Annotated in this window: 12 protein-coding genes and 2 pseudogenes; 12 read left to right on the top strand and 2 right to left on the bottom strand. The window is 71.4% G+C overall.

Annotated features, from left to right (window positions below):
* The first annotated feature begins 57 nt into the window (after positions 1–57).
* The 9 genes from ACFY4A_RS31045 (at position 58) to ACFY4A_RS31005 (ending at position 7,592) form a co-directional block, all read left to right on the top strand.
* Entirely contained in the window at positions 58–1,515 is a 1,458-nt protein-coding gene (locus ACFY4A_RS31045) for a menaquinone biosynthesis decarboxylase (protein WP_390832650.1), read from the top strand.
* Between the two features lie 79 nt (positions 1,516–1,594).
* Positions 1,595–2,497, top strand: a complete 903-nt coding sequence (mqnP, locus tag ACFY4A_RS31040) for a menaquinone biosynthesis prenyltransferase MqnP (RefSeq protein WP_390832649.1) — start codon at positions 1,595–1,597, stop codon at positions 2,495–2,497.
* A gap of 213 nt (positions 2,498–2,710) precedes the next feature.
* Entirely contained in the window at positions 2,711–3,382 is a 672-nt protein-coding gene (locus tag ACFY4A_RS31035; protein ID WP_390832648.1) for a UbiX family flavin prenyltransferase, read from the top strand.
* A 98-nt stretch (positions 3,383–3,480) separates the two neighbouring features.
* A complete protein-coding gene (locus ACFY4A_RS31030; RefSeq protein ID WP_141366372.1) occupies positions 3,481–3,936 on the top strand; it encodes an Lrp/AsnC family transcriptional regulator in 456 nt (151 codons plus the stop codon).
* Between the two features lie 89 nt (positions 3,937–4,025).
* The gene (gene mqnE, locus ACFY4A_RS31025; RefSeq protein WP_390832647.1) at positions 4,026–5,189 is read left to right on the top strand and encodes an aminofutalosine synthase MqnE; all 1,164 of its coding nucleotides are present in this window, start codon (positions 4,026–4,028) and stop codon (positions 5,187–5,189) included.
* Between the two features lie 56 nt (positions 5,190–5,245).
* Positions 5,246–5,896, top strand: coding sequence for a UdgX family uracil-DNA binding protein (locus tag ACFY4A_RS31020; RefSeq protein ID WP_390832646.1), 651 nt, complete (start codon positions 5,246–5,248; stop codon positions 5,894–5,896).
* Between the two features lie 16 nt (positions 5,897–5,912).
* Positions 5,913–6,437, top strand: coding sequence for a GNAT family N-acetyltransferase (locus tag ACFY4A_RS31015; RefSeq protein ID WP_390832645.1), 525 nt, complete (start codon positions 5,913–5,915; stop codon positions 6,435–6,437).
* 102 nt (positions 6,438–6,539) lie between these two features.
* Positions 6,540–6,863, top strand: a complete 324-nt coding sequence (locus ACFY4A_RS31010; RefSeq protein WP_390832644.1) for a DUF4229 domain-containing protein — start codon at positions 6,540–6,542, stop codon at positions 6,861–6,863.
* A 69-nt stretch (positions 6,864–6,932) separates the two neighbouring features.
* A complete protein-coding gene (locus ACFY4A_RS31005; protein WP_390832643.1) occupies positions 6,933–7,592 on the top strand; it encodes a TetR/AcrR family transcriptional regulator in 660 nt (219 codons plus the stop codon).
* 135 nt (positions 7,593–7,727) lie between these two features.
* Here the strand turns inward: ACFY4A_RS31005 and ACFY4A_RS31000 are convergent.
* Positions 7,728–7,916, bottom strand: a pseudogene (locus ACFY4A_RS31000) (MaoC/PaaZ C-terminal domain-containing protein); the annotation flags it as partial.
* A gap of 318 nt (positions 7,917–8,234) precedes the next feature.
* Between ACFY4A_RS31000 and ACFY4A_RS30995 the strand changes: the two are divergent.
* A pseudogene (locus ACFY4A_RS30995) lies at positions 8,235–8,963 on the top strand (AMP-binding protein); the annotation flags it as partial.
* 258 nt (positions 8,964–9,221) lie between these two features.
* On the opposite strand, the gene ACFY4A_RS30990 reads toward ACFY4A_RS30995, so the two are convergent.
* Entirely contained in the window at positions 9,222–9,425 is a 204-nt protein-coding gene (locus ACFY4A_RS30990) for a cold-shock protein (protein ID WP_004984723.1), read from the bottom strand.
* Between the two features lie 358 nt (positions 9,426–9,783).
* Between ACFY4A_RS30990 and ACFY4A_RS30985 the strand changes: the two genes are divergently transcribed.
* Both ACFY4A_RS30985 and ACFY4A_RS30980 read left to right on the top strand, forming a co-directional pair.
* Positions 9,784–10,632, top strand: coding sequence for a menaquinone biosynthetic enzyme MqnA/MqnD family protein (locus tag ACFY4A_RS30985; protein ID WP_390832642.1), 849 nt, complete (start codon positions 9,784–9,786; stop codon positions 10,630–10,632).
* A gap of 44 nt (positions 10,633–10,676) precedes the next feature.
* Positions 10,677–12,392 carry a serine/threonine-protein kinase gene (locus ACFY4A_RS30980; RefSeq protein WP_390832641.1) on the top strand — a complete coding sequence of 572 codons (1,716 nt, stop codon included), beginning with the start codon at positions 10,677–10,679 and terminating at the stop codon, positions 12,390–12,392.
* The last annotated feature ends 117 nt before the right edge of the window (positions 12,393–12,509 follow it).

Below are 12,509 nucleotides of genomic sequence, written 5' to 3'. Positions count from 1 at the left end.
GGCCCTGTACCGGCCCCGTGACGGGGCCAGGGTAGCCGCTCGGGGATACTGGACCCCATGGCGTACGACGATCTTCGTTCCCTGCTCAGGGCGCTGGAGCGCGAGGGAGACCTCAAGCGCATCAAGGCCGAGGTCGACCCGTATCTGGAGGTCGGTGAGATCGTCGACCGGGTCCAGAAGTCCGGCGGCCCCGCGCTGCTCTTCGAGAACGTGCGCGGCTCCGCCATGCCCCTCGCCATGAACGTCTTCGGTACCGACCGGAGGCTGTTGAAGGCCCTCGGCCTGAAGTCGTACGGCGAGATCTCCGACAAGATCGGCGGGCTGCTGCGGCCCGAGCTGCCGCACGGCTTCGTGGGCGTGCGCGAGGCGTTCGGCAAGCTCGGCGCGATGACGCACGTACCGCCGAAGAAGGTGAAGTCCGACAACGCCCCCGTGCAGGAGGTCGTCCTGCACGGCGACGACGTCGACCTCGACGCCCTGCCGGCCCTCTTCACCTGGCCCCAGGACGGCGGCTCCTTCTTCAACCTGGGACTCACCCACACCAAGGACCCGGAGAGCGGCGTCCGCAACCTCGGGCTGTACCGCCTCCAGCGCCACGACAGGCGCACCATCGGCATGCACTGGCAGATCCACAAGGACAGCCGCAACCACTACCAGGTCGCCGCCAGGCGTGGGGAGCGGCTGCCGGTGGCGATCGCCTTCGGCTGCCCCCCGGCCGTGACGTACGCCTCGACCGCCCCCCTCCCCGGCGACATCGACGAGTACCTGTTCGCCGGGTTCATCGCGGGCAGGCGGATCGAGATGGTCGACTGCAAGACCGTCCCGCTCCAGGTCCCGGCGAACGCCGAGGTCGTCCTGGAGGGCTGGCTGGAGCCCGGCGAGATGCTGCCCGAGGGGCCGTTCGGCGACCACACCGGCTTCTACACCCCGCAGGAGCCCTTCCCGGCGCTGACCATCGACTGCGTGACGATGCGCAAGCGGCCCCTGCTCCAGTCGATCGTCGTGGGCCGCCCCCCGACGGAGGACGGACCGCTCGGCCGGGCCACCGAGCGCTTCTTCCTGCCCCTGCTGAAGATCATCGTCCCGGACATCGTGGACTACCACCTGCCCGAGGCGGGCGGCTTCCACAACTGCGCGATCGTCTCGATCGACAAGAAGTACCCCAAGCACGCCCAGAAGGTGATGCACGCCATCTGGGGGGCACACATGATGTCGCTGACCAAGCTGATCGTGGTCGTCGACGCCGACTGCGACGTGCACGATCTGCACGAGGTCGCCTGGCGGGCCCTGGGCAACACGGACTACGGCCGCGACCTCACGGTCGTGGAAGGCCCCGTCGACCACCTAGACCACGCCTCCTACCAGCAGTTCTGGGGCGGCAAGGCAGGAATCGACGCGACGAAGAAGCTGCCCGAGGAGGGCTACACGCGGGACGGCGGGTGGCCGGACATGGTCCTCTCGGACCCGGAGACATCCGAACGGGTGACGCGACGCTGGAAGGAGTACGGACTCTGATGGGCACCGATGCGTTGGTGTGCGGCAGTGCGGAGACGGGGTTTCCCCGCCGCCGCGGGGGTGAACCGGAGTACGGCCTGTGAGCTCGGCGTCTGCCGCGATCCCGCAGCCGGGACGCACCAGGGCCTTCCTGCGCCTGGTCATGATCGAGCACTCGATCTTCGCGCTGCCCTTCGCCTACATCGCCTCCCTGACCGCGATGTACGAGTGGGACAGGACCATCCACTGGGGCAGGCTGCTGCTCGTCACCGTGGCGATGGTGGGGCTGCGCACGTTCGCGATGGCGGTCAACCGGATCATCGACCGGGAGATCGACGCCCGTAACCCGCGCACCGCGCAGCGCGAACTGGTGACCGGCGCGATGTCGGTGCGGCACGCCTGGACGGGCGCGCTCATCGCGCTCGTCGTGTTCCTGGCGGCCGCGGCCCTGCTCAACCCGCTCTGTCTGGCCCTCGCCCCCATCGCGGTGGTCCCGATGGTGGTCTACCCCTACGGCAAGCGGTTCACGAACTTCCCGCAGGCCATCCTGGGCCTGGCCCAGGCGATGGGCCCGGTCGGCGGCTGGCTGGCGATCTCCGGCAGCTGGTCCTGGGAGGCGGTGATCCTGGGCCTGGCCGTCGGCATCTGGATCGGCGGCTTCGACCTCATCTACGCCTGCCAGGACGTGGAGACCGACCGCGAGATCGGCGTGAAGTCGGTCCCGGCCCGCTTCGGCGTCCCGGCCGCCATCCGGGGAGCGCGGGCCTGCCACCTCGTCACCACCGCGCTGTTCGTCTGGTACGCCGTCGCCACCGGCGCCGGCGCCTTCTTCTGGCTGGGCCTGGTCGTCGTCGCGGGCGCCTTCGTCTATGAGCACACGATCGTCCGCCCGCACGACCTGTCCCGCCTCAACCGGGCGTTCTTCTCGACCAATGGCTTCATCGGCATCAGCCTCTTCGTCTGCGCGCTGATCGACCTGCTGGTGCGAGGGCTCACGGTGTAACCCGTTCGGGCGGCATCGCCACACATGTGTGGTTCGCCTCTCCTGGGACCCTTGCGCTGGTCAGGACTTGGACGGGCACTTCCCTCGCCTCAGCGGGGGTGACCCGAGCGCGATGCCCATGAATCCGTTCACGTTCGAGTCGCTCCCCGCCCCTGCGGGGTTCGCCGTCCGGCCGCCCGGCGCCCATGTCGGGCGGCCGGATAGGCTCAGCGTGTGAACGTAGGAGAAACGCGGCGCGCGCCTTGGATCGTGGGGGTGTCCGGCGCGTCCGGCACGCCGTATGCGGCCGCTGTGCTGCGTGCGCTGCTCGACGCCGGACAGAGCGTCGACCTGGTGGTCAGCCGGGCCTCGCGGCTCACCCTGCTCGACGAGACCGGCATCTCCTTCCGGGACGCCCACTGGCGGGACGACCTGCGGGAATGGCTGTCCTTGGGCGCCGACGGCAAGCCCGGCACGTTCGACGTGGACATCACCGGGATGCGGCACTGGAGCGCCGGTGACCTGGCGGCCGGGCCGTCCTCGGGGTCGTACCCGGCGAAGGGCATGCTGATCGTGCCCGCCTCGACGGCCTGTGTGGCGGGCGTCGCCCTCGGGCTGTCCAAGGATCTGCTGCAACGGGCGGCGAGCGTGACCCTCAAGGAGGGCAGGCCGCTGGTCGTGGCCGTACGGGAGACCCCGCTGAACGGCCAGACGCTGCGGCACATGGTGACGCTGGACGACGCGGGCGCCACGGTCCTGCCCGCCTCGCCCGCCTTCTACGCCGGGGCGACACACATCCAGCACCTCGTGGACTTCGTCGCCGGCCGGGCCCTGGACGCGGTGGGCGTGCCGCACCGTCTCTACCGTCGCTGGGAGGGCGAACTGGGCGGCTCCCGGCCCGCGTGAGCGTCAGGCGGCAGTCAAGCAGTACCGGTACCACTCGACACTTCAGGAACTTTCTTCAGATCTCTCGTCGGATCTCTTCAGTGGAAGGCTTCGATCGCATGGACGCGGTGGACAGGCAGCTCATCCAGGCCCTGAGGGAGAACGGCCGGGCATCGTACGCGGAGCTGGGGCGCCTCGTCGGCCTGTCGGGACCGAGCGTCACCGACCGCATCAACCGGCTGGAGGCGGCCGGTGTCATCACCGGCTACCGGGCCACCGTGGACGCCGCCTCGCTCGGTCTCGGCGTCACCGCCCTGATCGGCATCTCGCTCTCGGACGCCGCCGACCACGAGGACGTGGCGCAGCGGCTGAAGGACCTCTCCGAGATCGAGGACTGCTGGTTCATCGCCGGCGACGACTCCTTCATGCTCAAGGTGCGCGCCTCGGACGTCGACGGACTGGAGAGCATCATCCGGCGGCTGTCCGGAACCAAGGGCGTCTCCCGGACCCGTACCACCATCGTGCTGTCCACGAAGTGGGAGAACCGGGTGGGTGAGCTGCCCGAAGAGGTCTGATCCTCCAGGCGCGGAGCGCCGTTCGGGGGCACCTCCGCCCGGAGGGTGGGGGAGTACGGTGGTCGCAGTCTTCAGGAAAGAGGTAGAGCATGGACGTCGGGCTCAAGCGCGAGCTGGAGGAGAAGGTGAGGGCGGGCGTTCGCCTGACCCGTGAGGACGGCATCGCGCTGTACGAGTCGGACGACCTGGCGTGGCTCGGCGGTCTCGCCCACGAGGTGCGCACCCGCAAGAACGGCGACGTGGTGCACTTCAACGTCAACCGGCACCTCAACATGACGAACGTGTGCACCGCGTCCTGCGCCTACTGCTCCTTCCAGCGCAAGCCGGGCGAGAAGGACGCGTACACGATGCGCATCGAGGAGGCCGTGAAGCTGGCCAAGGCGATGGAATCGGAGAACCTCACCGAGCTGCACATCGTCAACGGCCTGCACCCGAACCTGCCGTGGCGCTACTACCCGCGCTCCCTGCGCGAGCTGAAGGCGGCGCTGCCGAACGTGTCGCTGAAGGCGTTCACGGCCACCGAGATCCACCACTTCGAGACGATCTCCGGGCTGTCCGCCTCCGAGATCCTCGACGAGCTGATCGAGGCCGGTCTGGAGTCCCTGACCGGCGGCGGCGCGGAGATCTTCGACTGGGAGGTGCGGCAGCACATCGTCGACCACCGCACCCACTGGGAGGACTGGTCGCGCATCCACCGGCTGGCGCACGAGAAGGGCCTGAAGACCCCGTGCACCATGCTCTACGGGCACATCGAGGAGCCGCGCCACCGCGTGGACCACGTGCTGCGGCTGCGTGAACTCCAGGACGAGACCGGCGGGTTCCAGGTCTTCATCCCGCTGCGCTACCAGCACGACTTCGTCGACATGCAGGACGGCAAGGTCCGCAACCGCCTCCAGGCCCGTACCACCATGGCGACGGGCGCGGAGGCGCTGAAGACCTTCGCCGTCTCGCGGCTGCTCTTCGACAACGTCCCGCACGTCAAGGTGTTCTGGGTGATGCACGGCGTGCAGACCGCCCAGCTCGCGCTCCAGCACGGCGCGGACGACATGGACGGCTCGGTCGTCGAGTACAAGATCACGCACGACGCGGACAACTTCGGCACCCCGAACAAGCTGACCCGCGAGGACCTGCTGGAGCTCATCCGCGACGCGGGCTTCCGCCCGGTGGAGCGCAACACGCGCTACGAGATCATCCGTGAGTACGACGGCCCGGACCCGGCGCGCCGCGAGTCGCCGCAGCCGATGCGGGTGTGAGCCCGCGCGTTCCGCGCACCCCGTGACGCCTCGGGCCGGGCGGGTACCCGTCCGCCATGGCCACCACGAAGGCGCCCGAGGACGCCTACACCGCCGCCCCCTTCGTCCCCGAGCACGCGGATCTCGCCGCCCTGCGCGAGGCGGCCGCCGGCTGCCGGGGCTGCCCGCTGCACCGGGACGCCACACAGACCGTGTTCGGCGCCGGGAACACCGGCGCCAGGGTCATGCTCGTCGGCGAGCAGCCCGGGGACCAGGAGGACCGGCGGGGCCGGCCGTTCGTCGGGCCCGCCGGGAAGCTGCTGGACCGGGCGCTGTCCGAGGCGGGCATCGACCCGGGCGAGACGTATGTGACCAACGCGGTCAAGCACTTCAAGTTCACCCGGTCCGGGCCCGGCAAGCGCCGTATCCACAAGGCGCCCAGCCTGCGCGAGACGGCGGCGTGCGGGCCCTGGCTGGCGGCCGAACTCAGGCTGGTGGAGCCCGAGCTGATCGTGGTCCTGGGCGCGACGGCCGGCAAGGCGCTGCTGGGCTCCTCGTTCCGGGTGAGCGAGGTGCGCGGGACGGTGCTGGAGGAGGAGATCCACGGGCGCCGGGAGCGGCTGGTGCCGACCGTGCACCCCTCGTCGGTGCTGCGCTCGGACGACCGGGAGGCCGCGTACCGGGGGCTGGTCTCCGACCTGAAGGTGGCTGCGCGCTCCCTGGCGTAATAGATACTATCGCTCAATGCCCCTTACTTTCACCCTTGGTCCCACCGTCGACCCGGCCCTGCGCGACGGCATCCTCGACCTGTGGACCGATGTCACGAACGCCGGCGGAGCGGTCGGCTTCGTGCCGCCCGCGACGCGGGAGGAGATACGTCCGGAACTGGTCAAGCAGTTCCTGGCGCTGGCCGAGGGCCGCGCCCGCCTGCTGGTCGGCCACGACGAGGAGGGGCGGGTCGCCGCCACCGCCTTCCTGACCTTCAACACCCACCGGCTGATGACGCACTGGCTCTGGCTCTACACGGTGATGGTGCACCCGCGCCACCAGGGCCGGGGCTACGGGCGGGACCTGCTGGCGGCCGCCGCGGACGCGGCCCGCGGCTTCCCGGGCATCGACGCGATCCGGCTCACCTGCCGCGGCGGGCTCGGCCTGGAGCGGTTCTACGCCTCCTGCGGCTACAAGGAGGTCGGGCGGGTGCCCGGCGCCATCCGGGTGGCGCCGGGCGACGACCGGGACGACGTGATCATGCTCCTGCCGCTGACCTGAGGCTTTACCGGTCCTTGGCACCCCCCTGCGTGGTCCGGCGCCCGGCGTGCTTCACTGGACGGTGCCCCTTTGGGAATTTTAGGAACGGAAGAGTGGATTGAGATGCTCCGCTACACGCTGATGCGCCTCGGGATCTTCGTGGGCTGCCTCGTGGTCGTCTGGGGCCTCGTCTACTCCGGTCTCGCCCCGCGCGGCCTCGGCAGCTCCAACGGTCTGTGGATCGTCACGCTCGCCCTGGTGATCTCGGCTCCGATCAGCTTCGTCGTCCTGCGCAAGGAGCGGGACCGCGCGTCGGTGCGGGTGTCCGAGCGGGTGGACCGCATGAAGGCGAGTTTCGAGGCCAATGCGGGCCAGGAGGACCTCGCCGACGACCGGGCGCGGGCCCAGGCGCAGCCCCGGGAGCAGGCTCAGGGACAGGCGTCCTGACGTCCTGATCCGGCCGGTGCGGCGTCCGCGCGGCCGTTGAGGCCGGTCCCCGGACCGTAGGCTTGCCCCATGGTTGCCGTGAGGACCAGGCGGATGCCGAGGGCGGTGCGCGAGCAGCAGATGCTCGACGCCGCCGTCCAGACCTTCGGGCGGCGCGGCTACACGGCCGCGTCGATGGACGAGATAGCCGAACTGGCGGGCGTTTCCAAGCCGTTGGTCTATCTGTACCTGAACTCCAAGGAAGACCTCTTCACCGCCTGCATCCGCCGCGAGGCCACCGCGCTGACCGAGGCGGTCCGTGCCGGAGTCCGCCCCGGACTGCCCGCCGACCGTCAACTCTGGGAAGGGCTGCGGGCGTTCTTCACGCACACCGCGCGGCACCCGGAGGGCTGGGCGGTGCTGCACCTGCAGGCCCGTACGCACGGGGAGCCGTTCGCGGCCGAGATCGCCGCGATGCGCGCGGAGACCGTGGCGTTCGTCACCCGGTTGATCCTCATCGCCGCTCGTGAGGCCCACCACGACCCCGCCCTGCCCGAGCGCGAGGTCGCCGGGCTCGCCGAGGCCCTGGTCGGCGCCGCCGAGTCCCTCGCCACCTGGGCCAACGCCACTTCGGGCGTGACGGCTCGTCAGGCGGCGGCGACCCTGATGAACTTCGCGTGGGCGGGCCTGGGCGACCTCATGGCGGGCCGGCCCTGGACCCCGCCCGCCGACCCGGCGCCGGAGGCCTGACACGCGCGGCGCCGATGACGTGCGCCGATCGACGGCACTCACCTGAGCAGCGGAAGTCAGGTGGACCCGTTGTCCGGAGGCGTCGCGCAGTTCGAAGCGGCCGATGCCGTCGGCGGCGTGGGCGACCGTGCCCGGCAGTAGCACCGGGGGTCTGAACTGGGCCCGGACCCGCGCGGCTTCGGTGGCGCCGTGGGTGGCGAGGCAGCGGGCGACGGTCCACGTGCCGTGCGCGATCGCCCGCGGGAAGCCGAACGGGCCGGCGGTGAGCGGGTGGAGGTGGATCGGGTCGCGGTCCCCGGAAGCGGCTGCGTAGCGCCGCCCCACGTAACCGGTCCGAGGCGCCGCTCGGCGGGGGCGGGCAGGGGCCGCGTTGCTGCCGCGCGGGCTCGGGCGCGGGCCCGTCGACGCGGTGGCGGGCCAGGTACGTGCTCGTCGACTCCCGTACGACGTCTCCGCCCGCCGCCCTCGGCACGGTGACGACGGCGGCCTCCGTGCCGCGTCGGTGCGGTGCCGACCCGGGGGCGTGAACGGTCAGTTCGTACGCGCCCGTGGCGGGCAGGGGGTGTGCCGGGTGATGTCGGCCGAGGTGTGCACCAGTCCGAGCAGCGGCAGCGGGAAGTCCCCGCCGCTCATCAGATTCATGGCCGCCGCCTGGCCGCGTTCTACGAGGGCGCCGGCGTCGAGGTCTACGAGGGCTACGGCCTGACCGAGTCGACGGGCGCGGCCACGGTCACGCCCCCGCGGAGACCCCGCCTGGGCACGGTCGGCTGGCCGCTGCCGGGCACACGGGTGCGCATCGCGGCGGACGGCGAGGTGCTGCTGGCCGGCGGCCAGGTCCTCCGCGGCTACTGGAACCCGCAAGCGGGCGGGGTGGTGCCGGCGACGCACGACGGCTGGTTCCCGACGGGCGACATCGGCCGCCTGGACGACGACGGCTACCTGACGATCACGGGCCGGAAGAAGGAGGTCCTGATCACCGCGGGCGGCAAGAACGTCGCCCCGGCCCCCCTGGAGAACTGGCTCCGCGCCCACCCGCTGATCTCCCAGTGCATGGTGCTGGGCGACCGCCGCCCCCACATCTCCGCCCTGATCACCCTGGACCCCGAAGGCATCACCCACTGGCGCCAGATGAACGGCAAGCACCCCGTCCCCGCCGAACTCCTCGTCGACGACCCCGCTTTGACGGCGGTCCTGCAACGCGCCGTCGACGAGGCGAACAAACTCGTCTCCCGCCCCGAGTCCATCCGGCGCTTCGCCGTCCTCCCCGTGGACTTCACGGAAGGGGCGGGCCACCTGACCCCGACGATGAAGCTCCGCCAGGAGGCGATCCTGCGCGACTTCGCACGCGAGGTGGAGGGGCTGTACGCGTAGCGTCCGCAACGGTGCGAACCGCCGCGGCGCCCACTCACGGCCGCCGCGGCCTTTCGCCTTGCTCTGGCAATCTCCGGGGCGGCGCGGCATTCATTTCCGGGTCCGTTCCGAGGGTGCCGCGGAAAGAGTTCGCCGGGAATTCACCGGGCTGTATGTCCGGGGTTGGGCCGACCCGGCCGGGAAAGGCAGGAGCCCCGTCGCCGGACGGCGCGGGGCTCCTTGGGTACTGCACTCAGATCGGATACTGCGCGCGAACGCTCAGACCGGGGTGACGTTCTCCGCCTGCGGGCCCTTCGGGCCCTGGGTGACGTCGAAGCTCACCTGCTGGTTCTCTTCGAGGGAGCGGAAACCGGTCGCGTTGATTGCGGAGTAGTGGACGAAGACGTCGGGGCCGCCGCCTTCCTGGGCGATGAAACCAAAGCCCTTTTCGGCGTTGAACCACTTCACGGTTCCGGTAGCCATAAGCCCTCCTTGGGCTCAAAGGGTCGCCCTGCTCCAGAACCTGCAAGTGTGATAACGAAATCGCCGCACAACTGCATACGTCTGAAAACGACCAGAGCCCGCGGTCACATGCTCCGCAGGCTCTGTACTGCAAGGGAAACCAAACTGCAACTTGCTGGCGAGCCTAGCATGTGGGCAGCCGAATGCAATAGAGGTCAAGATCACTTCACCCGGATGTTTGAAGGCTCGGGTGAGAGGTTGACGCAGTGAGATCGGCGGGGCCTCGCAGAAGGATGGCAGAGACTGCGCCAATCGGGGTCCCCGGGGTGGCGGCGGGGGCGGCGGGGGGAGCGCGCCGCGCAGGGTCTAGCCTCCCGATGTGGACAATTCTCGCACCCGGCCGCGCGTCGGCCACATCCAGTTCCTCAACTGCCTGCCCCTGTACTGGGGGCTCGCGAGAACCGGCACGCTCCTCGACTTCGAGCTGACGAAGGACACCCCGGAGAAGCTCAGCGAGCGGCTCGTGCGGGGAGAACTCGACATCGGGCCGATCACCCTCGTCGAGTTCCTCAAGCACGCGGACGACCTGGTCGCCTTCCCCGACATCGCCGTCGGCTGCGACGGCCCGGTGATGTCGTGCGTGATCGTCTCGCAGGTCCCGCTGGACCGGCTCGACGGCGCCCGGGTCGCCCTCGGGTCGACCTCCCGCACCTCCGTCCGCCTCGCCCAGCTGCTGCTGGCCGAGCGGTACGGGGTGACGCCCGACTACTACACCTGCCCGCCCGACCTGAGCCTGATGATGCAGGAGGCGGAGGCGGCGGTGCTCATCGGTGATGCGGCCCTGCGCGCGAACCTCCACGACGGCCCGCGCTACGGCCTCGACGTGCACGACCTCGGGCAGCTGTGGAAGGAGTGGACGGGACTGCCGTTCGTCTTCGCGGTCTGGGCGGCGCGGCGCGACTACCTCGAGCGCGAGCCGGACATCACCGGCAAGGTGCACGAGGCCTTCCTGGCCTCCCGCAACCTGTCCCTGGAGGAGGTCGGCAAGGCCGCCGAGCAGGCGGCCCGCTGGGAGGCCTTCGACCAGGAGGTCCTGGAGCAGTACTTCACCACCCTCGACTTCAGCTTCGGCGACCCGCAGCTGGCCGCGGTGGCCGAGTTCGCACGGCGCGTCGGCCCGACGACCGGCTTCCCGGCGGACGTGAAGGTGGAGCTGCTGCGGCCGTAGCGCACTACCCTGCTGTGAGGCGTACGGGGGAGGGGAAGGACGCCATGCGGCCGCTCGAAGAGGACGAGCCCGCCACCGTGGGTCCCTACCGGCTGCTCGGCCGGCTGGGCTCCGGCGGCATGGGCCGTGTCTACCTGGGCCGCAGCGCGGGCGGCCGCACGGTCGCGGTGAAGACCGTGCACCCGCACTTCGCGCTCGACGAGGAGTTCCGCGCCCGGTTCCGCCGCGAGGTCGAGGCCGCGCGCCGGGTGGGCGGCGCCTGGACCGCGCCGGTCCTGGACGCCGACCCCGAGGCGCGGGTGCCGTGGGTGGCCACTGCCTACGCGGCCGGCCCCTCCCTCGCCGCGGCGGTCGCGGACGCCGGCCCGCTGCCCGAGCACTCCGTACGGGTGCTGGGGGCAGGCCTGGCCGAGGCGCTGGCGGCGGTGCACGAGCTGGGCCTGGTGCACCGGGACGTGAAACCGTCCAACGTGCTGCTCACCCTCGACGGACCGCTGCTGATCGACTTCGGCATCGCCCGCGCCACCGACGGCACGGCGTCCCTGACCTCGACCGGCGTCTCGGTCGGCTCGCCCGGCTACATGTCGCCCGAGCAGATTCTCGGCAAGGGCGTCACGGGCGCGGCCGACGTCTTCTCCCTGGGCGCGGTGCTGGTGCACGCCGCGACGGGCGAGCCCCCGTTCCCGGGCGGCTCCTCGGCGGCCCTCCTGTACAAGGTCGTCCACGAGGAGCCCGAACTGGGTCCTCTGGCAGGGGACTTGCGGGACCTGGCGGCGGGCTGCCTGGCCAAGGACCCCGGCGCCCGTCCCGGCCCCGGCGAGGTGGCCCACCGCCTCGCCCCCGAGGGCGCCTCCCACCTGGTCGCGGCCGGCTGGCTCCCGTCCCGCCTGGTCGAACAGGTCAGCCGCAGCGCCGTGTCGCTGCTGAACCTGGAGGCGACCGCGGCGGACCAGACATCCCAGTCGGCGTCCGGACCCGTGGGGTTCAGCAGAGTCTCGGGGCCGGGCCCCGCCCCGGAAGCCACCGGTGAGTCCCCGCCCGCGGAAGCCGTACCCGGCGGCGGGTTCGGCCCCCCACCCCCCATGCTGGCCGCGCCGCCCCCTCCCCTCCCCGAGCGGGAGGACGCATACGCACCCCCGCGGGGAACCACCGCACCGGCCGCCGGCCCCGGCCGGTTCTCCGTCACCATGGCCGGCGGCGCGGCGCCCGGCACCGGGCGCCGGGGCCGCCGCCTGAGCTGCACCGTGGTCCTCGCGGTCGCGGGCGCGCTGGCGGTGGTGACCACCGGTTCGCTGCTGGGGCTGTTGCCGTTCCGGGCCGACCGCGGCGACAGCGCCGGCGGGACATCGACACCGGCCGCCACCGCGGGCAGCGGCCACCGCTCCACCGGGCCGACCGCCACCGCCTCCCCCGTCCCCGCCCGCTACCTCGGCACCTGGGAAGGCCAGGGCACCGCCCTCGAGGGCACCCTGCCCCTCGGCGACTTCCGGCTGACCGTCCACCAGGCCGCCGTGGGCCAGAAGCTGGGCACCCTCCGCCAGACGGACCAGCTCGGCGGCGTCTGCGACGACGTACTCACCCTGAAGCAGGTGACGAGCACCCAGCTGGTCGCCGTCTCCCGGGGCGCCAAAAGCAACCACGCCGGCTGCAACCCCGCCCCGCACACGGTCCGCCTCACCTCGGTCGGCGACGACCTCAAGTACACGGCCGACAGCTCGGCGGAGGGCAACCCGGTGGCGCGGCTGTCGAGGGTCGAGTAGCGGAAGTGAACGGCGTCGGAGGCTAGGGCGTGTTTCGAAAGTAGCGCCGTCCGCCCGGAGGGCGGGCCCCGCGGCGTCCGGTGCGGTGCATCGCAAGGCGGAGGGTCGTCCGCGTAC

The sequence above is a fragment of the Streptomyces sp. NPDC001292 genome (assembly GCF_042896465.1).
GTDB lineage: Bacteria > Actinomycetota > Actinomycetes > Streptomycetales > Streptomycetaceae > Streptomyces.
The sequence above is the reverse complement of the archived record's forward strand: the minus strand, read 5'-3'. Positions and strand labels throughout refer to the sequence as shown.